This is a genomic window from Nitrincola tibetensis (assembly GCF_003284585.1).
GTDB lineage: Bacteria > Pseudomonadota > Gammaproteobacteria > Pseudomonadales > Balneatricaceae > Nitrincola > Nitrincola tibetensis.
The window spans coordinates 19,368-44,446 of record NZ_QKRX01000013.1; the positions used below are offsets into that span (position 1 = coordinate 19,368).

Genomic DNA, 25,079 nt, shown 5'->3' on the forward strand with positions numbered 1-25,079 from the left:
TTTTTACGTCTAAATTGACCTTAATGCAGCGCTAAAGCGTACCTGTTAAACTGTGCATATTATTAACTCAATTGAGGGTGGTATGAAGCCTTTAAATTCTGACACAGCTCCTGAACCCGGCTATGAAACAGCCCAAACCAAAAATGGATTTTTAGTTCTTGCATCCAGACTGGTATTTGATGAAAAGCTCCCTATTCGCTTTATTTACAAGACCGTACCCGAGCATTTAAATGATACGGGGTGGCGAATGTTTACCGGATACGAAACAGACGATTTTTTAGCGGATGAAATGAAGAACCTTCTCCCCGTACCACTTGAAAAAATCTGCCTGCTTGACCCTTCTCTTACTCCACTGGTTGACTACAATGCTGGCACTGTGTGGGAAAGAGCTCCGGAAACAGATGGCTGGACACAAGTACATGACTATCAAATTCCTGTCCCAACAACGGAAGTTATGATTACCAACGATGTTGAAGAATTCATTCGGACAAAATTTGCCAATAAGGAAACGTTATGACCATGGGTTCATTCATGACCTACGTCTTGCACTTCAGTGGATTACTGGTGGTCATAGTGGGTTTAAGCATTAAGCCTAAAATGAAGGTATTAGGGCTTGTTATCGCAGTAGGTGGGTTTTTATTAGGCACCTCCCCTGTTTGGTATTCAGCAATCACTCAACCAACAGACGAAGAGATGTATGAAGCCTGGCGGGAGCAGCAGCGCCTTCATCAAGAACGTATGGACAATCGCCACTAAGGCCTATGTTTATTCGGCTGGAACAGAGTAACACTCTCTTTCAGCTCGAATACACTCCATGATCCTAAGCGGATCTCGTTCAGACCGTATGCGGTCAAACAATACTGACGCTTGCGGGTAACCCAATTTCAACATGCTTAACCACTGCTTTATCCGTCCATGCACATGCCGCTCGGATAAGTCATCGATAACCTGTTGATGATAACGCTCCAACAGGGGGATGAGCGCAATCCATTTCTCATCTGAAGCTGCACTAACACCTTCACCTTGTTTAATTTGATCGGCTAGAAAAGGATTGGCTAACATTCCACGACCGATCATCACATCAGCACAGCCTGAAACCTGCTTGCAGCGCCGATAATCCTCTGGCGTCCAAACTTCACCATTGGCAACCAGATGCAAAGACACATGGTCACGGATTTTCGCAATCCACTCCCAATGAGCAGGAGGTTTGTACCCTTCTTCTTTTGTTCGGGCATGAATGGTTAACGTCGAAGCACCGGCTGACTCTATGGCTTGTGCATTTTCAATCGCCAAACTTTTATCGTAATACCCCAAACGCATTTTTGCAGTCACAGGGATAGCTGAAGGGATGGCCGCTCTAACAGCGTTTACGATGGAATGAATTAGCTCCGGCTCTTTTAACAGAACGGCTCCACCTCGACTTTTATTCACTGTTTTCGCTGGGCAGCCAAAGTTAAGATCAACACCTGGTGCCCCTAACTCAACAACACGGGCTGCATTTTCGGCAAGTACAGAAGGTTCACTCCCCAGCAGTTGGGCAAAAACAGGCACGCCAGAACGAGTTTTACCCCCATGATGCAATTCAGGCATCATTCTATAAAAGACAGAGACGGGTAATAGGCGTTCAGAAACTCGAATAAATTCAGTAACGCAGTGATCAACATGGCCAGATGCCGTTAAGATATCACGCAGGGTGTAGTCAACTACACCCTCCATGGGCGCAAGGTAAATTAAAGACATGTATTGATCTAGACCGCGGCTAAGCCTTTCAACAAGTCAGCCTTAAGGTCTGCAACAGACTCAAGACCCACTGACAGACGGATCAAGTTATCTTTAATTCCTGCATCGGCACGTTCTTCTGGCGTCATACGGCCGTGAGTCGTTGTTGCCGGATGGGTTATTGTCGACTTAACATCACCAAGATTGCCAGTGATTGAGATAATCTCTGTCGCATCAATGAAACGCCAAGCCGCATCTTTATCACCCTCAACTTCAAAGGACAAAACACCACCAAACGCGCTCTGTTGCCGACACGCCAATGCATGCTGAGGATGATCCTCTAGTCCTGAGTAGTAGACTTTGTTAATACCTTTTTGGGTCTGCAACCACTTCGCCAAAATTAATGCGCGCTCGCTGTGTGCCTGCATGCGCAGCGGCAACGTCTCTAAGCCCTTTAAAAAAACCCAAGCATTGAAAGGACTTAAACAAGCACCACCCGTGCGAATAAAGCCAAAAATAGCCTCCATCTCGGCATCACGCCCAACCAGCACACCGCCAATGCAGCGACCTTGACCGTCTAGATACTTGGTTGCCGAATGCATAATGATATCGGCACCTAAGGCTAAAGGACGCTGCAATGCGGGCGTTAAAAAACAATTATCAACAACAAGCAGCGCACCCGCTCCATGAGCGATCTCGGCAACAGCTGAAATGTCCGTAAGTTCAGCCAAGGGATTTGAGGGCGTTTCTAAGAAAAACATCTTAGTCTCAGGCTTAATTGCTGCAGACCAAGCATTTAAATCGGTTGGATCAACAAAGGTGGTTTCAATACCCGCACGACTTAAATAGCGGGTAAAGAGTGCCACTGTTGACCCAAACACGCTTCTTGAACACACCACGTGATCGCCTGCCTTCATTAAAGCCAGGCCCAGACTTAAAATCGCCGCCATACCAGATGCCGTAGCAACTGCACGCTCTCCACCCTCTAGTGCAGCGATACGTTTTTCGAATGCACGCACCGTTGGGTTAGTAAAACGCGAATAGATATTCCCGTCTTCCTCGCCACCAAAGCGAGCAGCCGCTTCACGCGCGGTCGAGAAAACAAAACTCGACGTGGGAAAAATGGCATCACTGTGCTCACCCTCATCACTCCGATGCTGACCCGCTCGAACGGCTAAGGTCTCAAGGTCATACTCCTGACCGGAGAATTGAATGCGAGAAGCACGCTCAAACGAATCACTCATGGAGATACCTCAATTAATACGAGTATGAAGATCGGCAGACTCATCTTCTTCTGCATCGCTATCTGAATCGGCCATTGTTTTAGCGTCATCATTGCGCTTGCTCTCAAGCTTTTGTAAGTATTCAGCGTTAACCGAACCCGTTACGTATTTGCCATCAAACACACAGGTATCAAATTCTTTAATATCTGAATTTAATTCTGTAATACATGCCTTAAGATCATCTAAGTCTTGATACAGCATCCAATCACAACCGATATAGTTGCCAACATCTTCAGCTGAGCGGCCATGCGCCACTAATTCGGTCGCACTTGGCATATCAATGCCATACACGTTTGGAAAACGAACCTCTGGGGCGGCAGACGCAAAATACACTTTTCGAGCGCCGGCTTCACGTGCCATCTGTACAATTTGCTTAGAGGTGGTTCCTCGCACGATAGAGTCATCAACTAGCATGACCACTTTATCTTTAAACTCAGATGCAATTGGGTTTAGCTTTTGACGAACAGACTTTTTCCTTAATGTCTGGCCCGGCATAATGAAGGTACGCCCAATATATCGATTTTTAATAAAGCCTTCTCTAAAGGTAACACCTAATGCATGCGCCATTTCCAGAGCCGCCGTTCGACTTGTATCCGGTATGGGAATAACGACATCGATGTCGTGATCAGGACGCTCTTTCTTAATTTTATCCGCAAGCTTCACCCCCATGAGCATTCTTGATGAATGAACAGAGATGTTCTCTATAATGGAATCAGGGCGAGCTAAATAGACATACTCAAACAAACATGGAGCCAGAGTCTGTTGAGCAGCACACTGCTGCAAGAAGAGCTGGCCTTCGTTGTCGATGTACAGCGCCTCACCTGGTACTAAATCTCTTACGCGCTCAAAACCTGAGGTATCAAGAGCGACACTTTCAGATGCCACCATGTATTCTACTTTGCCATCAACCACACGCTTGCCATACACCAATGGACGAATACCGTAAGGATCGCGAAAAGCCAAAACACCGTAACCTGTGATCATGGCAACAACTGCGTAGCCACCCTGACAGCGCTTGTGCACTTCCTCAACAGCTTTAAACATATCGACAGCAGTTGGTGTCAGCTTACCGATACGTTGAAGCTCATGAGCAAAGACATTCAATAAAACCTCTGAATCCGAAGTCGTATTAATGTGTCGCAAGTCAGCACGGAAAATATCATCCGCTAAGGCTTCGGCATTGGTAAGATTTCCGTTATGAGCTAACGCTATGCCATAAGGTGAGTTTACATAGAACGGCTGAGCTTCGGCAGAGCTAGAACTACCGGCTGTTGGATAGCGAACATGCCCTATCCCCATATTACCCATCAAGCGCTTCATGTGACGCGTTCTGAATACTTCGTTAACTAGACCGTTGTCTTTGCGCATAAAGAAACGATCACCCTCACAAGTCACCATACCGGCTGCATCCTGCCCGCGGTGTTGTAGCACTGTTAGTGCATCGAAAATTGTCTGGTTAACATTGCTTCTGGCAAAAATGCCGACGATACCGCACATTCAATCAACCTCAAGAGAGACGCGTTAATTCGAGATCCATTTAAGATAGCTCAGCGACCAATATTCCAGATCGCTTGCCCTATATCCTGTGCCATATCCCTTGACCAGGTTTCCATCACCAAAAAATGCGGAATAAGCACAGAGTCATTCCACCATGGGTCTTGTATAGCGGGTGTCATTTTTAATAAAACAATCATGATCACAACCACTAAGCCGCCTCTTAGCACTCCAAAACCAATACCAAGAATCCGGTCTGTTGCGGATAAACCTGTTGCATGAACCAAGCCGCCAATCAAGGAAGCCAAAAGGTTTCCAACGATTAACGTGGCTATGAACAGCACAGAAAATGCGATCAGTAAGTGGACGGATGGCGGCACATCTAGATAGCCTGCAATAATATCCGCCAGAACGTCTGAAAATAGACGTCCCACAATAAAAGCGGCGACCCAAGAAGCCAGCGAAATAGCCTCTTTGACGAAGCCTCTTCTAAGACTTAACACTGCCGATATGGCAATAATTCCAATAATTGTCCAATCAACCCAATTCATCATGAATCCAATTACAACCTCAATGTGCCTAGTTTAACAGAGCAACTGCAGCAAACCTATCGCGTTATTGCGTTGAAAAGCGAACAATAATTCCATCTAAGCCATATTCATTTTTAAGACTGACTTTCAACTCTTCCAGACGGGTACGCTGCATCTCTGGGCCGACAAACACTCTGACCACATCATCTCCATGACGAATATACACACGATGACCAGCATTAATGAGCCGCGTTCTAAGCTCACGTGCATTCGCCTCTTGACGAAAGCTCGCTAGTTGAAGCGCCCAAGCAGCAGGTATCTGATCAGCATCTAACGCTGGCGCTTCTTGTACCGGGTTTAAGGTTGGAGCTAGGGACTCCAGCGGCCGGGATACCGAAGCCTGTGGCGGGTCAATACTCACAACCTGCTGAACCGGTGCAGGCGGGGTCCGCTCGACCACAACAGGATCAACCTCAACTTCAACATCAGGCACTGGCTGAAGCACGGGCTCTGGCATGACAGGCCGCGGTGCTATTTGCACTGCAGGGGCAACATAGCGCTCACCATGCCCTGCACCATCGAATGCGAACGGAACTAACGCCGCTAAGATAACGCCAAGAATCAAGGCGCCTGTCACTCTATATTTAATCACATCACTCATCTGTATTTACAAACCTAAGGGGAAGTTAAATAGGTTAAAGCGTCTGTCACCGTATAGAACGAGCCTGCGACAACCACTCGATCTTGTTCAGAAAGTTGCTGGGCAAGATAGGTTAAGGCGCTCGATACATCTGAATAAAGAGTGATCTTATCTAAATGATTAGGTGCATAGTCTTTAAAAAATGCTTGGAGCTGTGTGGCTGTTGCCCCACGAGGCGTATTGAGACTGACAAGATGCCAATGCTCAACCTCTAAGCTAAATGTTTGCAAAACTTGACCAATATCTTTATCAGCCAACATCCCAAGCACGATGTGTGTCTGTTTTGGGGGAAGCTTACTCAAAGCCGAATTGAGATATGCCGCTGACTCTGGGTTATGTGCCACATCAAGAATACATTGCGACTGATTCAGCTTAAGCATCTGCATACGCCCAGTTAACGAAGCATTGCTCAAACCGGAGCGCATGTGGGCTTCAGTAACACAGAACGGAGAGAGCAAGATGGCTTGTATTGCTGTAGCCGCATTTTGCAAAGGCACTGAAGGCATACCTAGATCAAAAAACTCTAGAGTTTCACCCTGCTGATTTCGCCCTTTCCAATCCCAGCTTTCATCCTTTTCAAAAATTGAAAAGTCTACATTTCGCAGATACAAATGGGAACCAATAGACTGTGCATGATCTATGAGAGTTTGCGGTGGATCAAGATCACCACAAATTGCAGGCTTTTCAGACCTAAAAATACCTGCTTTCTCAAAGCCAATTGCATCTCGGGTGTCGCCTAGCCAATCCATGTGATCCATCGACACAGTGGTCACGATTGAAATATCAGCATCAATGATGTTGATTGCATCAAGACGTCCGCCAAGCCCCACTTCCAGAACAGCGACGTCAGGCGCGGTCTGAGTAAAAAACAACAACGCAGCTAATGTTCCATATTCAAAGTAAGTCAGGGGTATATCGGACCTTTTGGCCTCGATTTGTGCAAAGCAACGACATAAATCCTGATCACTAATGTCTTGGCCAGCTAAGCGTATCCGTTCATTGTAATGTTGAAAATGAGGCGAGGTATAGGTCGCAACCACTAAGCCCGCAGCGGAAAATACTGACTCCAAGAGACGCGTGGTGGTCCCCTTTCCATTGGTCCCTCCCACTGTAAAAACAAAACTCTTGTTTAAGTTAATTTCAAGCTTAGTGGCAACTTGACTGACACGATCCAAGCCCAGATCAATTTCGCCAGGATGGCAAGATTCAATATACTCCAGCCATTGGGCAAGCCCCCACGTCGACGATCCAACCCCTGCCACAGTTATTGACTCACTTGATTTTCAATAGGTTCATCCGTTGAGGCCTCAGACTCCGGCGCATCCGACACTGGACACACTGTCGGATGGCCCATGAGTTTGCTGAGAATAGCCGCGACACGCGTTCTCATCTCTTTCCGCTCAACAATCATGTCTACTTGACCATGAGCTAGCAAAAACTCACTTCGCTGAAAACCTTCGGGTAATTTTTCACGCACTGTCTGCTCTATAACACGGGGACCTGCAAAGCCGATCAAAGCATTCGGCTCAGCAATATTGAGATCACCAAGCATAGCAAGACTCGCAGACACTCCACCATAAACAGGGTCTGTCAATACGGAGATATAGGGCACACCAGCCAGCTTCATTTTTTCTAAGGCCGCACTGGTTTTAGCCATTTGCATCAATGAAAATAAAGCTTCCTGCATACGGGCTCCACCTGATGCCGCAAAACAAACCAGTGGAATTTTTCGCTCTAATGCAAGATGAGCGGCTCGTACAAATCGCTCACCAACGACGGCACCCATCGAGCCACCCATAAAATTAAATTCAAAGGCTACGGCAACAACAGGCTGACCTTCAAGCATTCCACTCATTGCCACCAGCGCGTCAGTTTCGCCCGTACTCTTTTCAGCGGCCACTAAGCGATCTTTATACTTTTTGGAGTCTTTAAATTTAAGACGATCCACGGGCAACACGTCAGCACCGATTTCTTGCCGACCCTCAGAGTCTAGGAAAAGATCCAAACGGCGGCGTGCTCCTATGCGCATATGATGATCGCACTTAGGGCAAACATTTAAGTTCTTATCCAACTCGGGCTTGTACAAAACCGAATCACACTTTGGGCATTTTTCCCACAATCCCTCTGGTACACTCGTACGTTTAGCTTCTGTACGTTTTACCAAAGAGGGTACTATTTTATCCAGCCAGCTGCTCATTACATTAATCCAGATGAAAAAGTTGCATTATCAGATCAGGCATCCATTGCCGTTCGCATGTCTGCAATTATCGCGCTTACCCTCGATGGGATCAACTCCGGACTATCGACCAAAGACGCAATTTGATTCACAAGTACGCTTCCAACTATCACACCATCCGATACATTTGCGATGGTTCTTACCAAATCAGCATCACAGATGCCGATGCCTCACACTTAAGACAAGTTGGTCATAAGACGAACTTGAATGATTTTAACAGTGACTTTTGCATATTCAGCACTAAAAATTGCCACTATTGTTTACAAACACATGATAAAGCCAGGCTGCTTTATCGTCATAATTTGTTACTCTCGAGTTTTTGACAAATGGCTCGGCCTATTTGATCAAGTAATACTGACACGATTTACCTCGTGAATGAACTGCCTGACTTTCGAGACATCTTTCAAACCTTTTGCTTTCTCGACCCCCCCGCTCACATCAACCGCGTAAGGCTTAATACGTAACACAGCATCCGCAATATTGTCAGGATCTAAACCACCCGCTAAGATAATTTTGCCTGCTAGGCTAGCAGGAATTAAGCTCCAATCAAATCGCGCTCCCGTTCCTCCCGGTACACCAGTAACATAGGTATCTAACAATACGCCCTTAGTAACATCGGCGTAAGCTTCAACTTCGCCAACCAAGTCCATTTCATTATTAACACGTAGTGCTTTAATACTAGGTTTTGAAAACCCTTGACAAAATACTGGAGGCTCATCACCGTGGAACTGCAAAAGATCAACTTGAGTGAGGTTTGCAATTCGTTCAATTTCGTTACGTGTCTCATTGACAAATAAAGCAACACTGGTGACAAAAGCGGGTAGTTTTTTAATGATTTGAGCCGCTGCATTAGGCTCAATGTAACGCGGGCTTGGTCTATAAAAAACAAAACCGAGCGCATCTGCACCCGCATCAACAGAAGCAAGGGCATCATCAAGATTGGTTATACCACAAATTTTCACTCTGGCGCGCATGCAATACCTACTTCATCTGAAGGTCAATTTAAAACTCGTTAATCCTGTAAGCCGAGAAAATATGGACCCAAGGGCATTCTCGGCAACTCGTGAGCCTCATCATAGTCAACATCAACAAAGTACAACCCGAAAGGAGGCGCCGTAACACCACCCTGCCGACGGTCTTTTGCATCTAAAACCTCTTTTGCCCAACTGACGGGTGCCTCTTGCGCACCGATTTTCATTAAAACACCTGCAATATTACGCACCATGTGATGCAAAAAAGCATTCGCTTTAATGTCAATGACAATCAAATTGTTCACCTGATGCAACACAATGTCTTGCACGGTTCTCACGGGACTCTTGGCTTGACATCCGACTGCACGATACGACGTAAAGTCGTGCTCACCTATCAGAAATTTTGATGCTTGACGCATCAACTCAACATCTAGGGTCTTCCATGTCCAAGTCACACCCTTATGTAACAAACCGGGCTTCACTGGTGATGAATAGATGATGTAGCGATAGCGCCGAGCTTTTGCAGAAAAACGTGCATGAAAATCTTGTGTAACAGGTGTTGCCCATAAGATAGCAATATCATCGGGCAGATACGTATTGGTCCCCATTATCCATGCGCGCTGATCACGCACAGCATGAGTATCAAAGTGAATAATTTGACAGCTCGCACTCACGCCTGCATCTGTTCTTCCTGCGCAAATCACATTGACTGGATGATTCGCCACTTTTGCTAGGGCTTTTTCGACCTCACTTTGAATACATCGCACGGAGTCATGCTCTTGCTTTTGCCAACCGTGGTAAAGACCACCGGCGTATTCTACTGCTAAAGCATAACGATAAGGGGCGGTGGAAACCGCCCCTTCTGGTATTACATCAGTCATAAAGCCATTCGTATATATCAGGATAAAGAATTCAGCAGTTTCTCTGCTTCGGAACGCTGCCCTTCATTTCCCTCACGAGCGATTTCACTTAGAATTTCCCGCGCCCCTTCAGCATCATCCATTTCGATGTAGGCACGCGCCAAGTCCAACTTAGTCTCATTCTCGTCGGCACCGTCCAGTAGGTTTAAATTATCAAGAAGATCGATTGCTTCTTCATAAGAGTCGGATTCATCAAGGGCTATATCATCATCGGTACTTGCCAGAATATCGTCTAACTCATCATCCAAGCCCATCTCCAAATCATGAGCAATGTTTGCCGTTAATTCTTCTTCGGTTTTTTTACCCGGTGATGATTTAGGCGTTTCTGCGTCTTCAGCCACTTCCTCAGTATCGTCTAATTCAAAAGCAAGGTCGTTTGCCAGCGCTTCTAAATCATCGTCCAAGGTTTCATCTTCAGTAGCGTCAAAATCTGCTTCTGACAAGGAGAACTCAAGCTCATCCATACCATCGCCTTTCGACACTTCCTCTTCTTCATCTGCTTCTGCTTCCTGTGTATCGCTAGATGCTAAGTCACTAAAATCAAGCAAGTCTTCATCGTCAACATCAGGGTCTGCATCCGATACTCGCTCATCAAGCGGATCCCTTTGCACAATATCGTCAATTGAAAACTCAAGATCAATATCGTCCTCTATAGAAGCATCAGGGGTGCTCTCATAAGTATCTAGTGCATCTGGCGCATCCGTAATGTCCATCAAATCGTCGAGATCCAACTCTTCAACAGTTTCATCATCAGCCTGCATTTCTGATTCGATGTCGTTAAAATCTAATTCATCAAAACCATCTGCATCCAGCTCATCTAGACCATCCGCATCCAGCTCATCTAAACCAGTCTCATTTAACTCATCAGCATCTAAAGTTTCTTCAGCTTCAGGTTCAGGTTCAACAACTGCTGATAGATCAAACTCCTCGTCAATGACTTTAACATCATCGACCGGTTCATCTTCAAGGCTTAAATCCAAGTCTAGATCCATATCAAGATCTAAATCTGCAAAATCGTTTGTATCAGCACCGGAGGTGTCTAACTCTTCAGAGGTAAACTCATTAGGTTCGTCTGCTGCAGCAAGCTCATCCTTTTGCTCTTCTTGTGCTTGAGCGACAGCAGCACCAGCAAGCGCTGCAGCAGCGGCGGCTGTTGCCACTTTGGGAATTGTATCCGAATCTGAAGCTTCCTCTTTGACGGCAACGTTGTATTTGGAAGATTTAGAGGCCGCATTTTTACGGCGTCTGCCAACAAGTAAGGCCGCAATTGATGCCAACAAGGCTGCAATAGATATCGCTCCTATGCCATAAAGCATAAACAGCTTACCAGACTCTTCACGACCTTCAGGCGAAACGTTTTGCTCAACCAGGGCTTGCAAGGCAGCCAAGTCCTGATCTTTTAATTCAAACATTCGCTGCATTAAAGCCAACTGATCTTGAACAGATTCAAGCTGCTCGTTAAGGTCAATATTCTCACGTTCAAGCTTGTCTATCGTCTCAAGCGTGAACATTAATTGCTGTTCAATTTCTCCACTGCGCTGTAGGAGACCATCAACACTTGGGGAGGTTGCATCAGGCACCTGAGCAACAGTTCGCTCTTGATCACCTGCAACAGCAGGCTGATCAGACGTTATACGTTGATCTAGGTCTGGAGTAACAATGCGCAATTCTGCCTCTACTGGCGGCACAACTGGCTGAGCTTGGGCAACCTCAGATTCTACTCGTTCCGTCGCTTCGACTGGCGCAACGGGTTCAGACGGTGCTTCTGTTGCCGCCACTTGCGACACAGACTCGACTGGAGCCGTTGTACGACCGCGCAGACGCCACAAGTCATTCTGCCTTGCCACTTCAAGTGATGCTTCACGCGATGTTAACGAACTCACTTCGGCAGCTGTCGGAATTGACATCACAGTGCCAGCCGACATCATGTTGATATTACCAGTCGGGAAGGCTTGCGGATTCTTACGCTGGATGGCCAACATCATCTGGTCAGTCGAAATCGATGCATCTGCTTTAAAGCGGTTAGCCAAAACCCAAAGGGTATCGCCTCTTTGCACCTGAATCTGACTAGGGTCAGCGGGACGTGTCGTCGGAACTGGAGATGAAGCAGGTGCTGGCGTATCGGCTAAAGGTGCAGGCAGCGGCTGAACCGGACGCGCTGGTTGAGCCGGAGTAACAGCAACAGATGGCGATGTAGAAGCCGCTGGCTGAACGCTGCGAGCTACGGGTGCTGGATCAAATGCCGGAGGATCCAGCAATACTGTATATTCTCTGACTAAGCGCCCACTTGGCCAGTTAACCTCTAACAAAAAGTTGAGAAAAGGCTCTCTGACTGGGTCGTTAGACGTCAAGCGTATGACACCCGTTCCATCAGGGGAAGCATACACTTGAAATCGAATATTATTGATAATGCCTGAGCGATTTAATCCAGCTAAAGAAAAATCATCTGCATTTGCCATTTTGGGTTGGATTTGCAATGGCGACAGATCATTCAACTGCATTAACCGTATCTCTGCATTCAGAGGCTCGTTTAAGGCGGATTTGATATTGATCTCGCCAAGTCCCAACGCGTGGGCATTCGGCATCCCAAGTACCCCGGCAACAGCGAGGCTTAAGGCAAGTTTTCGCAGCATCTGATTTCCCTCATGATCCGCAACTCGTGTTTAAATATCAGAAAAAACAGAAAGTTGCATCCAAATTTATAGCTTAGTATTATTGAAAACCCTATCCACGGTCAAGCAGAGTAACGATTTCCTCTGCAATCTGCACGGCATTAAGGGCTCCACCCTTCCTTAAGTTATCTGTTACGGCACACAATGCAAACCCTGTAGCTGAGTTTGGCTCAATTCTTAAGCGCGAAACAAACACTCCATCCTGTCCAGCTGCATGCGTCACTGGCGAGTACAATTCACTTTTAGAGAAAGTTAAATCAGGTACTTTGCCGAGTATTTCAGCGGCATCATCAAGATCAATTGGATGCTGACATTCAGCATGGACAACAACACATTGTCCATAAAACAATGGAACTTGCAGAGCACTAACCATAATCTCTAACTGATCATCATTTAGCAATGACTGAACTTGACTAACAAGACGCTGCTCTTCTAACGACTCTCCGGAGGCCGACAAAGATCCTGCAGCAGGCAGAATATTGAAAGCAATTTGCTGACCAAAATATTCGCCCTCTGCAGGCCGACCATTTAGCAGCCGAGACGCCTCAAGCGCTAAGGCTTCCACTCCATCTCGCCCTGCCTCAGCCACTGAGTTAAGGCAGGTTAGATTCAAGCGTAAAACCTTGTATTTTTCATTCAAAGCAGACAAAGCCATAACTGTGACTATCGCCGCAGACGATGGGCTGACAATATACTCATGACACATTGTTGCCGCATCTTGATTGCCAACACTGGGAATCCAACAATGCGACAGGTCGGCATCATAACTTGGACACAAGTCGATAACCGTTACTTTTTCATTCAAAAGCTGTTGTAAATCCTGCTTTGTTAGGCCGTCAGGCTTGCAGTTAAACAAAACACCAACGCCCGCCAAATTGGTTTTCTCTAACGACCGAATACGCGTTGCATGTCCTTTAAACATGACACTACGCTCAGTGATTTCTCCAACATCTGCAAGCCGAATATCGGTTACGGGAAAATTTCGATCTGCTAAGATTTCTAGCAAATTTTCACCCAGAAGAGTTGATGCCCCGACCACTGCTACCGCTATACTCATGAATACTTATAATCCTAAATTGCCGCAAAGACATAACGTTAATCTAATGTAATCAATCATAATTTACTATGATTATTACCTCAGAATGAAGATAAACGCTATAAACAAAGCAGCCCGAACAAATCGGGCTGTAAATATGACACCTATTAATGGAGCATTATGCCTGAATCAAGATCCGAAGCATACGTCGCAAAGGCTCTGCAGCACCCCACAACAACTGATCACCAACACTAAAGGCATTTAAATAGTCAGGTCCCATCTTCATCTTACGCAAACGGCCGACTGGAATACTCAACGTGCCAGTCACTTTTGTCGGACTGAGTTCTTGCACTGTAATATCACGCTCGTTAGGAACAACTTTTACCCAATCGTTCGCCGAAGCAATCATGCTTTCAATTTCATCAAGTGGCACATCTTTTTTCAGCTTGATCGTAAAGCCTTGACTGTGGCAGCGCATTGCACCGATACGAACACAGGTACCATCGATCGCTATCGGATTTTCCGAACGGCCAAGAATCTTGTTGGTTTCAACAAAGCCCTTCCATTCTTCTTTACTCTGCCCATCTGCAACCGCTTTATCAATCCAAGGGATCAGAGAGCCTGCCAAAGGTGCACCAAAGTTATCAATTGCAAATTCCGGGCTGCGCATAGCCTGTGCGACTTGACGGTCAATTTCTAAAATCGCTGATGCCGGGTTATCGAGTAGGGATTTAACAGAGGCATTTACCTGCCCCATTTGCGTAATTAGCTCGCGCATGTTTTGAGCACCGGCACCTGATGCGGCTTGATAGGTCATGGAACTAACCCATTCAACCAAGTTCTCTTTAAAAAGACCGCCAAGACCCATTAGCATCAACGAAACCGTGCAGTTACCACCTACGTAGGTTTTAACACCTTTTGACAACCCTGACTCAATAACATCAAGGTTGACTGGATCCAGAATAATAATGCTGTCTTGATCCATACGCAGAGTCGATGCCGCATCTATCCAGTACCCTTTCCAACCCGCTTCACGCAGTTTGCCATAGACCTCTAAGGTGTAATCCCCTCCTTGGCAGGAGATAATAGCGTCCATTTGCGCAAGTTCGTCAATATTGCGAGCATCTTTCAGTGCAGGGATGTCCTTGCCGATATCTGGGCCTGGTTTTCCTGCTTGAGATGTCGTAAAGAAAACAGGCTCGTCAATAAGATCGAAATCCCGCTCTTCAATCATTCTCTGCATCAGTACTGAACCGACCATACCACGCCAGCCAACAAACCCTACACGTCTCATTCGTGCCCCCAACTAATAATAAAATTTAAATAACGCAAAAAGGCGGCAGACACTCTACCGCTTACCTACTCAAGCATCTTTAGGCTTGCAGCGCTTTTACAACCGCCGCGCCCATTTCAGATGTGCTCACACGCACCATACCCTCTGACATGATATCAGCTGTGCGTAAGTTTTGATCCAACACCTGGCTAACCGCGGCCTCTATTTTGTCCGCAGCCGCTCCTTCTCCGAGAGAGTATCGTAACATCATAGCGGCAGAAAGGATGGTTGCCAACGGATTTGCGATTCCTTGGCCCGCTATATCCGGTGCTGATCCATGACAAGGCTCGTACATGCCTTTGTTGTTCGCATCTAGAGACGCGGATGGCAGCATACCAATCGAACCTGTCAGCATTGCAGCAGCATCGGACAAAATATCACCAAACATATTGCCTGTAACCATAACATCAAACTGCTTAGGCGCTCTTACCAACTGCATAGCGGCGTTATCCACATACATATGGCTTAATTCAACATCTGGGTATTCGGCTGAAAGTTCATTCATGACTTCACGCCAAAGTACAGTGACTTCTAGCACGTTTGCTTTATCGACAGAACACAGCTTTTTATTGCGCGCTCGTGCGGCTTCAAAAGCAACACGCCCGATTCTACGAATTTCGTTTTCATCGTACACATACGTGTTGAAACCCTCACGAACACCACCTTCTTTCGTGCGATAGCCACGTGGTTGGCCAAAATAAATCCCGCCCGTTAACTCACGTACAATTAAGATATCCAATCCAGATACAACTTCTGGCTTTAACGTTGATGCATGTGCGAGCTGTGGATAGAGTATTGCTGGGCGCAAATTACCAAATAATTGCAAATTAGAGCGAATACCCAAGAGGCCTTTTTCTGGACGAATCTGGAAGTCAGGGTTAGTATCCCACTTAGGCCCTCCGACGGCGCCTAGAAGAATTGCATCGGCTTTTTGAGCGGCGTCCAAAGTTTCAGCAGGCAATGGGACCCCAGTAGCATCAATAGCCGCCCCACCCACAAGCGCTTCAGATAAAACCAGCCCTAATGAAAACTGCTCATTAACGGTTTCCAAAACCTTACGTGCTTCTGCAACAATTTCTGGCCCTATGCCATCACCTGGTAAAATCAGTATCTGTTTAGACATGACGCGAAGAATCCTTTTATCTATCGTGAAAAATTATGAAAACAACCAAGGAGCCGTTTCTTTCCGCTTACTCTCATACTCGCGAATGGCGTTCGCATGCTCTAGAGTCAAGCCTATATCGTCCAATCCTTTCAGCAAGCAGTGCTTACGAAAGCCATCTATCTCAAACGCTAAAGCGGTTCCATCCTGTTTAATCACCTGTTGATTTTCGAGATCAATAGTGAGCTGATACCCTTCATTCGCTTCAACCTCAACGAAGAGTTGATCGACGTCTTTTTCGTCAAGAATGATTGGCAAGAGTCCATTCTTAAAACTGTTATTGAAAAAAATGTCTGCATAACTTGGTGCAATGATGGCTCGAATACCAAAATCCTCTAATGCCCAAGGCGCATGCTCACGACTTGATCCACAGCCAAAATTCTTACGCGCCAATAAAATACTGCAGCCTTGGTAGCGCGATTTATTTAAAACAAAATCTGGATTCAAAGGGCGTTGACTGCAATCCTGATCTGGTTGCCCTTCATCTAAATAGCGAAGTTCATCAAATAAGTTTGGGCCAAATCCTGAGCGTTTAATTGACTTCAAAAACTGCTTCGGGATGATCATATCCGTGTCGACATTCGCACGATCTAAGGGTGCAACAATGCCTTGATGGGTTGTAAACTGTTTCATACTCGTGCTCCTTAGGCATTATTCACTTGGCGAACATCAACGAAATGACCCGCAATCGCAGCAGCGGCAGCCATTGCAGGGCTTACCAAATGCGTCCGACCGCCAAATCCTTGCCGTCCTTCAAAGTTACGGTTTGACGTAGATGCACAATGCTCTCCAACGCCGAGTTTGTCTGGGTTCATTGCCAAGCACATTGAGCAACCGGGTTCACGCCACTCCATTCCGGCTTCCAAAAAGATTTTATCCAATCCTTCTAATTCTGCTTGTGCTTTCACCAATCCAGACCCTGGCACCACCAAAGCCTGCTTGATTGTGGTCGCTACTTTTTTACCTTTAACGATGGCGGCCGCTTCACGCAAGTCTTCAATACGGGAGTTGGTACAAGAACCAATAAAAACACGATCCAATTGAATATCAGTGATTTTTTGCTTTGGCTTCAAGCCCATATAGTGCAAAGCGCGCTCGGCTCCTTCGCGCTTAACCGGATCTTCCATCTCAGCAGGATCAGGAACACTGTCCACGACCGAGGTGACCATTTCGGGGGATGTTCCCCAAGTGACTTGAGGCTGTATGTCTTCAGCACGAATAACAACGACTTCATCGAATACCGCGTCCGCATCAGAAACCAACGTTTGCCATGCATTAACAGCCTTTTCCCAGTCCTGCTCTTTTGGCGAGAAAGGACGGCCTTTTACGTATTCAATGGTTTTTTCATCAACTGCAACCAATCCAACACGAGCGCCTGCTTCAATGGCCATGTTACAAATGGTCATTCGCCCTTCAACTGAAATACTGCGAATAGCCTCTCCACCAAACTCAATTGCATAGCCTGTTCCACCGGCTGTTCCAATGACTCCGATGATATGTAAAATAACGTCTTTAGCCGTCACGCCTAAGCCTAACTGGCCGTCAACGCGAACCAGCATGTTTTTCATTTTTTTGGTAATCAAGCATTGAGTCGCTAATACATGCTCAACTTCAGATGTGCCAATCCCGTGTGCAAGTGCTGCAAACGCGCCATGTGTCGCCGTATGGGAATCACCACAGACAACCGTCATACCAGGCAAAGTTGCACCCTGCTCAGGGCCCACAACGTGGACGATGCCTTGGCGGATATCGTTCATTTTAAATTCGGTGATGCCAAAGGTATCGCAGTTATCATCCAGCGTCTTCACTTGGATGCGTGACACGGGATCAACGATACGTTCAACTCCTCCGGAGCGTTCGGTCGTCGGCACGTTATGGTCTGGAGTCGCGAGGTTTGCATCAATACGCCAAGGCTTACGTCCTGCTATACGCAACCCCTCAAATGCTTGCGGAGAGGTTACTTCATGCAATAAATGACGATCAATATAGAGAAGTGCGCTGCCATCTTCATTTACGCGCACCAAGTGATCATCCCATAATTTGTCGTACAAAGTCTTACCGGCCATCACAATCTCCAAGACAGGTTTAAAATAGTTATAGCGGAATACTAATTCACTCCGTTACAATAAACAAATTCATAATTTTTATCTCATCCATTCCTATCAGGAATACAAAGGCACTGATCAACTCCATGGACAATGCAAGCTTAACGGCCTTCGTTACAGTTACTGATTGCCAATCGTTTTCGGAAGCCGCTGATCGTCTTTTTCTAACGCAATCGGCCATTAGCAAACGCATTGCACTTTTAGAAAGCCAGCTCAATTGTCGTTTGTTTGATCGAATTGGACGGCATGTAATGCTCACCGATGCGGGCCGCCATTTACTACCAAAAGCACGAGAAATATTACTCGCGATCAAAGATGCAGAAAGACTCGTTTCTAATTTAAGAGGTTCAGTCAACGGCCGTCTTTGTGTTGCCGCCAGCCATCACATTAGCCTGCATAGACTTCCTCCCGTACTTAAACACTATGTCGCTAAGTTTCCAGACGTTGAGTTAGACTTGCGCTTCGATGAATCTGAGCTGGCGTATGACAGTGTGCTGCGTGGCGATATTGAATTGGCGTTAATTACCCTTGCACCGGAGCATGATGCTCGCATCATTTCACAAGTCATTTGGCAAGATCGACTTTTCTATGTAGTTTCGCAACAGCATCCCTTAGCAAAAGAAACAAGACTAACCTTGGCAAAACTAAGCCAATACCCTGCTATTTTACCCAGAAGCCATACATTCACTCACCAACTGGTTCTGAAACAATTTTCAGAGCATAGCCTTGAACCCAGTGTACACATGAGCACAAATTACCTCGACACGTTGCGCATGATGGTATCCATCGGGTTGGGTTGGAGCTTACTACCTGAGACGATGATTGATGATTCTTTAGTACGCTTACCACTGGATGTAGAGCCAGTTGAACGCCCCTTAGGCTATATTTATCATCGTAATCGAACCCTATCGAATGCCGCACTTGAGATGATCCAACTTCTTGAGCAAGCCCGATCATAACCAAGCATCAATCACTATTTGATAAACGTATAGACGACTCCAATGAATAAAAAAACTGTCTTAGGTACAATAAAGACACTCACCCCAAAGCAATCAAAGGAAGCCGTTTGTGACAGATGATCTGCACACATTGATTCAACAATGGTTGACGATGCAACAACAAGGCACAGCATCTTCTGATGATCCGCTGCTGGATTGGTCTCGTCTCATGGCACGTCTACAGCAAAGCAGTTGGGAGTATTTACCTGAGCAGCACGCTGAGCTCATCAGTTTAATGACACAAGAGTCCATTGAATTCACGCGCTTTGCTAGCCAACTGATTCTACAAAGCCATGCATTTCAAGATACGCATGATTTTGTTAGGGGGTTTAAACAACACATCAGCCAACTAAGTCGCGACTGGATTTTAAAGCGTTGGCAGATCCCTGAGCAGCTTCATGCACTCATTCACACTAGCCAATTAACCTTTCAAGGCTTGGGTGAGCAACCACTGCTGCAAGGTCTAAATACGCTACTTGAATCCAATACTGAACACCTGACATTAAAGCAACAACGTTTAATTCGCGAAGGTACTCAACTGCTTTACGAGTATCAAATTGCGTTTGGACAGTACTCTGAGCTTTTTGATCAAATTAATCAAAGTGCAATTAAAGACCTTACGGATACGCTGGATAGCGCACCTGAACCGATTAACAGCCTCAAAGACTTACACGAAGCTTGGACACAAGCCTACGAGAAAGAGTATGCAAGCGTTGTCGCAACGGAGCACTACCAAACTACCTATGGGCAGATTAGCAACGCCTCTTTTGCCCTGCGTGCGTTCTATCAGACGTCTCGTAATGAACAACTCGCTCAGATAGGTATTGCATCAGAAACCTCTCTGAGCTTAGCATTTGAACACATACATAGCTTACGAAAACAAGTTAGACAATTACAAAAAGAATTGTCTTTGATTCCCGAATTGCAGCGATCATTAACCGAGCTACGCTCGGAGATTGATCAACTCAGGAACAACTCGAATGACTAAAATTCAGCTTGATGCTGAGACATTAAAAAAAGAAATACTCGAATTCAATCAAGCCCTGATTGACAGTTATGAAGTATTAAAACAGCTACCAGAGGTTAAGACAGGACAAACCCCTTATCAGGTCATTTACACGATTGATAAAGTCCAACTCAAGTACTTCGAACCCAAAGAAATCGATCCCTCACTGACACCCTTAGTGATGTGCTATGCCCTAGTGAACCGCCCTTACATGCTTGACCTAACCCCAGAGCAATCTCTAATTCAGTCGCTCCTTGATCAAGGTCAACCGATTTACTTGATCGACTGGGGCTATCCAGATGCCAGTGATCGTTTTTTGGATCTAGACGACTACATTCTTTACTATATGGATGCTTGTGTAGAGGCAACACTCAACGCATCCAAGACGACGCAAGTCGGCTTACTAGGAGTTTGTCAGGGTGGAACCTTTAGTCTTTGCTACACAGCACTCAACCCACACAAAATTAAACGCCTGATCACAGTCGTAACTCCTGTTGATTTCAGTACGGAGGATTTTACGCTCAGCCGATTGGTTAAACACGTCGATGTCGATCTCGCGGTTAAGACTTATGGCAACATTCCAGGCAGCTTACTAAACGAAACTTTTAATGCGTTACTGCCCATGCGCCTTGGTGTCCTTAAAAACTTACAAATGCCAAACAATTTAAGCACAGCGTCAACGGCCGTTCGCTTTTTAAGTATGGAAAAGTGGATTTACGACAGCCCCGATCAAGCAGGCGAAGCATTTCGATCTTTTTTGAAAGATTTTTTTCAGCAAAATAAACTCATTCATAAGACACTTGTTATCGGCAATCAACTCATCGATCTCAAGCGTATTGATCAACCCATCTTAAATATTTATGCGTCTCAGGATCACTTAGTGCCACCCTCTTCTTCGATGGCACTTAAAGGGTTAACAAGCAGTTTGAACTATCAAGAACGAGTATTCAATGCGGGGCATATCGGTATTTTTGTTAGCCCGAAACACAATCTGACGTTAGCGGCAGAAATTACAGGGTGGATGCGAGATTAAATCGAATTGCCATAACCTTGCTGTTATGGCAGTTTCATTTACTTTGCTGGCTCGTCTTTTATCGGAGCGTCGCTAGCGCCTTCTTTAACCGAACCTTTTTTGGCAGCTTGCTCAGCCCGGTAGTCAGACTCACGTAAATTGGGATTAAACATTTTCCAAACAGCAAGATTCTGATCGGCAATGCGGTTCATCATGGTCAAAGGGTTTGCAACGCCCATCATGTTTTGCATCTGATCGCGAATACGATCCTGATGTTCAAGAAAAGCCGCTATACTTTGCTCGAGGTACTGGCTCATCATTCCTTGCATACTGTCGCCATAAAAGCGGATGAGTTGCTGTAAAACCTGATTGGTCAGTAACGTGCCATGACCTTCAGCTTCTTGCTCGCTAATGATCTGCATTAGAATGTTACGCGTTAAATCTTGTCCCGTTTTTGAATCTAAAACTTGAAACGCTTCTGACTTTAAAACTAAAACTTTGACATCCTCCAGAGTCACGTAACAGCTGCGCGATGTATCATACAATCGTCGATTGGTATACTTTCTCAGAATACGCATGCTCGGCTCCTTAACATTCTCACTACTCACTTAGATTCCCTACCATCAGACTCGGAACCCATTCGGGAATACTGACTCATCATATTCATTAACAACCTTTGAAATCCTTCTAAAGATCCAACCCCTGTTGCCATAAAGGGCTTGAAGAGTGTTAAAGGATCATAACCCTCGACACCCGCTTGCATTCGGTCACGTATTTGTTGCAACATCTCTTCGTGAAACCCAGACACATCAGGCAGGCCTAAGCTGTCCCTCAGCTCCTGCGGGGTCATTTCGATGTCAATTTTAAACTTCATTATGAGCGCCTCTAGCTTTTAACTGCATAAGCTTCAGATAGTTACTTACACTATAACAAGAAACCTCTAAGAGTCCAGCTTAAGCACCTTTTCAGGGCGAATCCACACCCATGCTAAGCCAAATCCGAGCAAACTCACCAGTGCTGCAATATAAAAGGTTGCACTGCCCATAACGCCCCATAGAACTCCGGATAGAATTGCACCTGCAGCCCCACCGGCGCCAAAACCCGCGCTTGAAAACAATGCTTGCCCCCGCCCCTGTGTTGATGGACTGAAATAATGACTAACCAGTGCAATTCCGACAGCATGCAAGCTGCCAAATGTCGCCGCGTGCAGCAACTGAGATAGCATCATTAACCAATACTGCTGTGAAAACAGACCGATCAACATCCAGCGTAATACGCACAATGCCAAACTAATCAGCATAACGCGTCTTAAGCTAAAATGCTTAAAGATCCAAGGCATCATCCAAAACAACGCCACCTCAGCCAACACACCTACCGCCCATAGCCAGCCAACTTGGACTGAGCTATACCCTAAATCCAACATCATTAACGAGTAGAACGTATAGTATGGCCCATGACCTAACTGTATGAGAAAAAAGATCAGAAAAAATACTTGGACCTGAGGAGTAAAAATAATATGTCGCATGGAGCGTGTGTCGTGAAGATCAGCAACAGCAACCTCTTTAACAGTCTTAATCAGTAAACTGTTCAACCAAATCAACAGCATGATCATCAACAAAACCCAAGGAAGAATACTGATAGTGACAACTTCCAATAACGCGCCAATCAACACTACAGCAAAAATAAACCCCACTGATCCCCATAGTCGGATGTGGCTGTATTTCGCTTTATCTTTACCGAGCAGTTTCAAGGTCAACATCTCAAATTGCGGTAAAACGGCATTCCAAAAAAAGCTAAATGCAAGCATCGTCAAGCCAACGCCAAGGGCCGTACCTTGCCAAAAAATAGCAATGAACACGATCCATGCCATTAAAGCGCCTAATTGCACAACCTTTACACGCTGCCCCGTATGATCCGCGATCCAACCCCAGAGGTTTGGTGCAAATATTCGAGAAATGTGAAGCGTTGCCATCAGAAGCCCAATGGTTTGTGCATCAAAGTGAAGTGATTCTAAATATAAGCTCCAGTAAGGGATTAGAGCGCCAAGTAAAGCAAAGTAAAAAAAATAAAAACCGGACACACGTAAATAAGGCATAGAAGGCTACATTATTGGATAGCAATTGCTTTAGAGATACAGGAAGCCCATGATTATTTCAACACTGCTCCTCCCCTATCCAAAACCCTAGCTGATTGATTTATCGCATTTTCGAATTTCTTTTCTCAAAATTTTTATGCTATAAATGGTACATCATAACTTTTTAAGCAACTCACGCCCCACCCAATACTTAGCAAACTGCTGTGCCACACGACCATTACGAACGCCACGCCCTTGCGCAAAACGCACGGCCTCTAACTGTAATGCTTCACAAAAATCAGGTTCTAGTCCATGGCTCTGACATAATCGCTTGGTCCAATGTTCAGCGGCACGTAAATAGGTTGCTTGATCGAAAGGATAAAAGCCAATCCACTCACCAAACCGATCCGATAAGGATATCTTTTCTTCAATCGCATCACCTGGGTGTAGCTCACCTTGTACCCATTCGGTTTGCAGATTATCCGACGCGGCCTCGGGCAACAAATGGCGTCGATTGGACGTAGCATACAGCAGGACATTGTCCGGTGTCCGCGATAAAGCGCCATCCAATGCACTCTTCAAGCGTTTATAACTGACATCATCCTCCTCAAAGGACAAGTCATCACAATAAATAACGAAACGCCAAGGTTGATCGGCTAAAGCATTCAAAATATAAGGCATCTGGATGAGATCTTCACGATCAACCTGGACCAATCGCAGCCCTTGATCGGAGTATGCTTGCAATAAAGCTCGGACAAGTGAAGATTTACCTGTACCGCGCGCTCCCCACATCAACACATTATTGGCAGGTAACCCATGCAAAAACTGACGCGTATTGCTGACAACACGCTCACGCTGAGACTCAATACCGATCAAGTCCTCTAGACTCACGGGACTGCTTGTTACAACAGGTATCAGAGCTCCCTGCCCTCGCTCCACACGCCAAACAGCGGCAAACTGAGTTGACCAATCAATCAAGGGGGAATCAACGGGCAAAGCCGCTTCAAGTGCAACCGCAATTCGATTCAGGAAAGAATGTAGTTTTTTCATACTCAGGAAACCTGCTTATAAGGAATACAACGCGACTCTCAAACGTCGTTAATCTGCGCTATTAGTGGTCGTCGTAAACAAACTAAAAGCCCACTGGATTGGGCAGCCATACCACTTATGAGCCTATTACCCAATCTGCATCCGCCGTTTCAACTCCCAAAATAGCGAGTATCTGATTTTGCCCTGCCAGCAAAATTTGCTGTTGCTCCTGCTCATCCGTAATACTTCTAGCAATACTGACAGCACCAATCATCGAAGCGATAATTGCACGCGATTTTTCGCTAATAATATTTCGATCAGCTGCAAATCGCAGCTTGTTCAACCTTGCTAAGGCTGTAATTCGCTTTTCCAACACGCTTTTCATATGCTGGTAAGCCTGCTCATACAGCTTTCGAATTTCAACTCGCTCACTGCCAATTTCATTGAACAATAGGGTTTCCGGCCCCGGTGTACTTTGCTCTTTCACTGCAAGAAGATTGAGATAGTCGGTTATCAGTGACGTCAAATGTCTAACCGCGAAGGGCCCCTTTGCTAAGCGCGCGACACGGCTACGCTTGAAAGTCTCCAGTATAGAGGCATTGAACAAAGCCTCCTTCGACTCAAAATGCGCATAAAAAGCACCATGAGTCATCCGTGCCAACTTCATAATTTTGCCAATTGACACCTTTTCAAAGCCGTAACGACTGAAAAGCTCGGTAGCCGAGGCCAAAATGCGCTCTTTAGATTGAGACTTATGTGCTTTGGAATAAGACACTTACCACCCCCACCCTATAAATAT

General features: G+C 45.8%; 26 protein-coding genes. 5 read left to right on the forward strand and 21 right to left on the reverse strand.

All coding sequences use genetic code 11. From position 1 onward, the window contains the following. Window positions 1–82 precede the first annotated feature (82 nt). Together DN062_RS14955 and DN062_RS14960 are read left to right on the forward strand one after the other, a co-directional pair. Window positions 83–517 carry a DUF2185 domain-containing protein gene (locus DN062_RS14955; protein ID WP_112160112.1) on the forward strand — a complete coding sequence of 145 codons (435 nt, stop codon included), beginning with the start codon at window positions 83–85 and terminating at the stop codon, window positions 515–517. Further along, a complete protein-coding gene (locus tag DN062_RS14960) occupies window positions 514–756 on the forward strand; it encodes a hypothetical protein (RefSeq protein ID WP_112160113.1) in 243 nt (80 codons plus the stop codon). The genes DN062_RS14955 and DN062_RS14960 overlap by 4 nt, the downstream gene beginning before the upstream one ends. Window positions 757–765: 9 nt before the next feature. Here the strand turns inward: DN062_RS14960 and DN062_RS14965 are convergent, their stop codons facing one another. The 16 genes from DN062_RS14965 to leuC all read right to left on the reverse strand — a co-directional run bounded on the left by DN062_RS14965 (window position 766) and on the right by leuC (window position 18,122). Beyond that, window positions 766–1,740 (reverse strand): tRNA dihydrouridine synthase, encoded by a 975-nt coding sequence (locus DN062_RS14965; protein ID WP_239995806.1) that lies wholly within the window; start codon window positions 1,738–1,740, stop codon window positions 766–768. Window positions 1,741–1,748: 8 nt separating this feature from the next. Then, window positions 1,749–2,963, reverse strand: a complete 1,215-nt coding sequence (locus tag DN062_RS14970; RefSeq protein ID WP_112160114.1) for an O-succinylhomoserine sulfhydrylase — start codon at window positions 2,961–2,963, stop codon at window positions 1,749–1,751. A 9-nt stretch (window positions 2,964–2,972) separates the two neighbouring features. Continuing rightward, window positions 2,973–4,499 carry an amidophosphoribosyltransferase gene (purF, locus tag DN062_RS14975; RefSeq protein ID WP_112160115.1) on the reverse strand — a complete coding sequence of 509 codons (1,527 nt, stop codon included), beginning with the start codon at window positions 4,497–4,499 and terminating at the stop codon, window positions 2,973–2,975. 50 nt (window positions 4,500–4,549) lie between these two features. Further along, window positions 4,550–5,047 carry a CvpA family protein gene (locus DN062_RS14980; RefSeq protein WP_112160116.1) on the reverse strand — a complete coding sequence of 166 codons (498 nt, stop codon included), beginning with the start codon at window positions 5,045–5,047 and terminating at the stop codon, window positions 4,550–4,552. Window positions 5,048–5,111: 64 nt separating this feature from the next. Next, the gene (locus DN062_RS14985) at window positions 5,112–5,687 is read right to left on the reverse strand and encodes an SPOR domain-containing protein (protein ID WP_239995807.1); all 576 of its coding nucleotides are present in this window, start codon (window positions 5,685–5,687) and stop codon (window positions 5,112–5,114) included. Between the two features lie 14 nt (window positions 5,688–5,701). Further along, the gene (folC, locus tag DN062_RS14990; RefSeq protein WP_112160117.1) at window positions 5,702–6,988 is read right to left on the reverse strand and encodes a bifunctional tetrahydrofolate synthase/dihydrofolate synthase; all 1,287 of its coding nucleotides are present in this window, start codon (window positions 6,986–6,988) and stop codon (window positions 5,702–5,704) included. 2 nt (window positions 6,989–6,990) lie between these two features. Continuing rightward, window positions 6,991–7,923 carry an acetyl-CoA carboxylase, carboxyltransferase subunit beta gene (gene accD / locus DN062_RS14995; RefSeq protein ID WP_112160118.1) on the reverse strand — a complete coding sequence of 311 codons (933 nt, stop codon included), beginning with the start codon at window positions 7,921–7,923 and terminating at the stop codon, window positions 6,991–6,993. A 35-nt stretch (window positions 7,924–7,958) separates the two neighbouring features. Next, window positions 7,959–8,129, reverse strand: coding sequence for a tryptophan synthase subunit alpha (locus DN062_RS15000; RefSeq protein ID WP_112160119.1), 171 nt, complete (start codon window positions 8,127–8,129; stop codon window positions 7,959–7,961). 177 nt (window positions 8,130–8,306) lie between these two features. Next, the gene (locus DN062_RS15005) at window positions 8,307–8,936 is read right to left on the reverse strand and encodes a phosphoribosylanthranilate isomerase (protein WP_112160120.1); all 630 of its coding nucleotides are present in this window, start codon (window positions 8,934–8,936) and stop codon (window positions 8,307–8,309) included. Window positions 8,937–8,974: 38 nt separating this feature from the next. Further along, entirely contained in the window at window positions 8,975–9,814 is an 840-nt protein-coding gene (truA, locus tag DN062_RS15010; RefSeq protein WP_112160121.1) for a tRNA pseudouridine(38-40) synthase TruA, read from the reverse strand. 17 nt (window positions 9,815–9,831) lie between these two features. Beyond that, window positions 9,832–12,486, reverse strand: coding sequence for a motility hub landmark protein FimV (locus DN062_RS15015; protein WP_112160122.1), 2,655 nt, complete (start codon window positions 12,484–12,486; stop codon window positions 9,832–9,834). 91 nt (window positions 12,487–12,577) lie between these two features. After that, entirely contained in the window at window positions 12,578–13,582 is a 1,005-nt protein-coding gene (locus DN062_RS15020; protein WP_112160123.1) for an aspartate-semialdehyde dehydrogenase, read from the reverse strand. Between the two features lie 157 nt (window positions 13,583–13,739). Then, window positions 13,740–14,855, reverse strand: coding sequence for an aspartate-semialdehyde dehydrogenase (gene asd, locus DN062_RS15025; RefSeq protein WP_112160124.1), 1,116 nt, complete (start codon window positions 14,853–14,855; stop codon window positions 13,740–13,742). A gap of 79 nt (window positions 14,856–14,934) precedes the next feature. Then, window positions 14,935–16,017 (reverse strand): 3-isopropylmalate dehydrogenase, encoded by a 1,083-nt coding sequence (gene leuB, locus DN062_RS15030; RefSeq protein WP_112160125.1) that lies wholly within the window; start codon window positions 16,015–16,017, stop codon window positions 14,935–14,937. Window positions 16,018–16,050: 33 nt separating this feature from the next. Further along, the gene (gene leuD, locus DN062_RS15035) at window positions 16,051–16,689 is read right to left on the reverse strand and encodes a 3-isopropylmalate dehydratase small subunit (protein ID WP_112160126.1); all 639 of its coding nucleotides are present in this window, start codon (window positions 16,687–16,689) and stop codon (window positions 16,051–16,053) included. A gap of 11 nt (window positions 16,690–16,700) precedes the next feature. Continuing rightward, window positions 16,701–18,122 carry a 3-isopropylmalate dehydratase large subunit gene (leuC, locus tag DN062_RS15040; RefSeq protein WP_112160127.1) on the reverse strand — a complete coding sequence of 474 codons (1,422 nt, stop codon included), beginning with the start codon at window positions 18,120–18,122 and terminating at the stop codon, window positions 16,701–16,703. Between the two features lie 125 nt (window positions 18,123–18,247). On the opposite strand from leuC, the gene DN062_RS15045 reads away from it, so the two are divergent. From DN062_RS15045 to phaC, 3 genes are all read left to right on the forward strand, one after another. Continuing rightward, the gene (locus tag DN062_RS15045) at window positions 18,248–19,120 is read left to right on the forward strand and encodes a LysR family transcriptional regulator (protein WP_112160128.1); all 873 of its coding nucleotides are present in this window, start codon (window positions 18,248–18,250) and stop codon (window positions 19,118–19,120) included. A gap of 109 nt (window positions 19,121–19,229) precedes the next feature. Continuing rightward, window positions 19,230–20,147, forward strand: a complete 918-nt coding sequence (locus DN062_RS15050) for a poly(R)-hydroxyalkanoic acid synthase subunit PhaE (protein WP_112160129.1) — start codon at window positions 19,230–19,232, stop codon at window positions 20,145–20,147. Then, window positions 20,140–21,198: a class III poly(R)-hydroxyalkanoic acid synthase subunit PhaC gene (phaC, locus tag DN062_RS15055; protein WP_112160130.1), complete on the forward strand. Its 1,059-nt coding sequence runs from the start codon at window positions 20,140–20,142 to the stop codon at window positions 21,196–21,198. The genes DN062_RS15050 and phaC overlap by 8 nt, the downstream gene beginning before the upstream one ends. Window positions 21,199–21,236: 38 nt before the next feature. Here phaC and phaR read toward each other — a convergent pair whose 3' ends face one another. The 5 genes from phaR to DN062_RS15080 form a co-directional block, all read right to left on the reverse strand. Further along, entirely contained in the window at window positions 21,237–21,755 is a 519-nt protein-coding gene (gene phaR / locus DN062_RS15060; protein ID WP_112160131.1) for a polyhydroxyalkanoate synthesis repressor PhaR, read from the reverse strand. A gap of 26 nt (window positions 21,756–21,781) precedes the next feature. Then, complete coding sequence (locus DN062_RS15065) at window positions 21,782–22,051, reverse strand: DUF6489 family protein (RefSeq protein WP_112160132.1); 270 nt, start codon at window positions 22,049–22,051, stop codon at window positions 21,782–21,784. Window positions 22,052–22,117: 66 nt separating this feature from the next. Further along, a complete protein-coding gene (locus tag DN062_RS15070) occupies window positions 22,118–23,272 on the reverse strand; it encodes an MFS transporter (RefSeq protein ID WP_112160133.1) in 1,155 nt (384 codons plus the stop codon). A 153-nt stretch (window positions 23,273–23,425) separates the two neighbouring features. Next, the gene (locus DN062_RS15075) at window positions 23,426–24,301 is read right to left on the reverse strand and encodes an ATP-binding protein (RefSeq protein ID WP_112160134.1); all 876 of its coding nucleotides are present in this window, start codon (window positions 24,299–24,301) and stop codon (window positions 23,426–23,428) included. Window positions 24,302–24,416: 115 nt separating this feature from the next. Then, window positions 24,417–25,055: a TetR/AcrR family transcriptional regulator gene (locus tag DN062_RS15080; protein WP_112160135.1), complete on the reverse strand. Its 639-nt coding sequence runs from the start codon at window positions 25,053–25,055 to the stop codon at window positions 24,417–24,419. Window positions 25,056–25,079: the final 24 nt, after the last annotated feature.

Excerpts from the sequence above, each read along its gene's own strand:
- purF (WP_112160115.1), bottom strand. The coding sequence starts at position 4,499 with ATGTGCGGTATCGTCGGCATTTTTGCCAGAAGCAATGTTAACCAGACA.
- DN062_RS14970 (WP_112160114.1), bottom strand. The coding sequence starts at position 2,963 with ATGAGTGATTCGTTTGAGCGTGCTTCTCGCATTCAATTCTCCGGTCAG.
- leuB (WP_112160125.1), bottom strand. The coding sequence starts at position 16,017 with ATGTCTAAACAGATACTGATTTTACCAGGTGATGGCATAGGGCCAGAA.
- phaR (WP_112160131.1), bottom strand. The coding sequence starts at position 21,755 with ATGCGTATTCTGAGAAAGTATACCAATCGACGATTGTATGATACATCG.
- leuC (WP_112160127.1), bottom strand. The coding sequence starts at position 18,122 with ATGGCCGGTAAGACTTTGTACGACAAATTATGGGATGATCACTTGGTG.
- DN062_RS15005 (WP_112160120.1), bottom strand. The coding sequence starts at position 8,936 with ATGCGCGCCAGAGTGAAAATTTGTGGTATAACCAATCTTGATGATGCC.
- phaC (WP_112160130.1), top strand. The coding sequence starts at position 20,140 with ATGACTAAAATTCAGCTTGATGCTGAGACATTAAAAAAAGAAATACTC.
- asd (WP_112160124.1), bottom strand. The coding sequence starts at position 14,855 with ATGAGACGTGTAGGGTTTGTTGGCTGGCGTGGTATGGTCGGTTCAGTA.
- DN062_RS15075 (WP_112160134.1), bottom strand. The coding sequence starts at position 24,301 with ATGAAAAAACTACATTCTTTCCTGAATCGAATTGCGGTTGCACTTGAA.
- DN062_RS15045 (WP_112160128.1), top strand. The coding sequence starts at position 18,248 with ATGGACAATGCAAGCTTAACGGCCTTCGTTACAGTTACTGATTGCCAA.
- DN062_RS15065 (WP_112160132.1), bottom strand. The coding sequence starts at position 22,051 with ATGAAGTTTAAAATTGACATCGAAATGACCCCGCAGGAGCTGAGGGAC.
- DN062_RS14960 (WP_112160113.1), top strand. The coding sequence starts at position 514 with ATGACCATGGGTTCATTCATGACCTACGTCTTGCACTTCAGTGGATTA.
- DN062_RS14955 (WP_112160112.1), top strand. The coding sequence starts at position 83 with ATGAAGCCTTTAAATTCTGACACAGCTCCTGAACCCGGCTATGAAACA.
- leuD (WP_112160126.1), bottom strand. The coding sequence starts at position 16,689 with ATGAAACAGTTTACAACCCATCAAGGCATTGTTGCACCCTTAGATCGT.
- DN062_RS15020 (WP_112160123.1), bottom strand. The coding sequence starts at position 13,582 with ATGAGTATAGCGGTAGCAGTGGTCGGGGCATCAACTCTTCTGGGTGAA.
- DN062_RS14965 (WP_239995806.1), bottom strand. The coding sequence starts at position 1,740 with ATGTCTTTAATTTACCTTGCGCCCATGGAGGGTGTAGTTGACTACACC.
- DN062_RS15070 (WP_112160133.1), bottom strand. The coding sequence starts at position 23,272 with ATGCCTTATTTACGTGTGTCCGGTTTTTATTTTTTTTACTTTGCTTTA.
- DN062_RS14980 (WP_112160116.1), bottom strand. The coding sequence starts at position 5,047 with ATGAATTGGGTTGATTGGACAATTATTGGAATTATTGCCATATCGGCA.
- DN062_RS14985 (WP_239995807.1), bottom strand. The coding sequence starts at position 5,687 with ATGAGTGATGTGATTAAATATAGAGTGACAGGCGCCTTGATTCTTGGC.
- DN062_RS15015 (WP_112160122.1), bottom strand. The coding sequence starts at position 12,486 with ATGCTGCGAAAACTTGCCTTAAGCCTCGCTGTTGCCGGGGTACTTGGG.
- truA (WP_112160121.1), bottom strand. The coding sequence starts at position 9,814 with ATGACTGATGTAATACCAGAAGGGGCGGTTTCCACCGCCCCTTATCGT.
- accD (WP_112160118.1), bottom strand. The coding sequence starts at position 7,923 with ATGAGCAGCTGGCTGGATAAAATAGTACCCTCTTTGGTAAAACGTACA.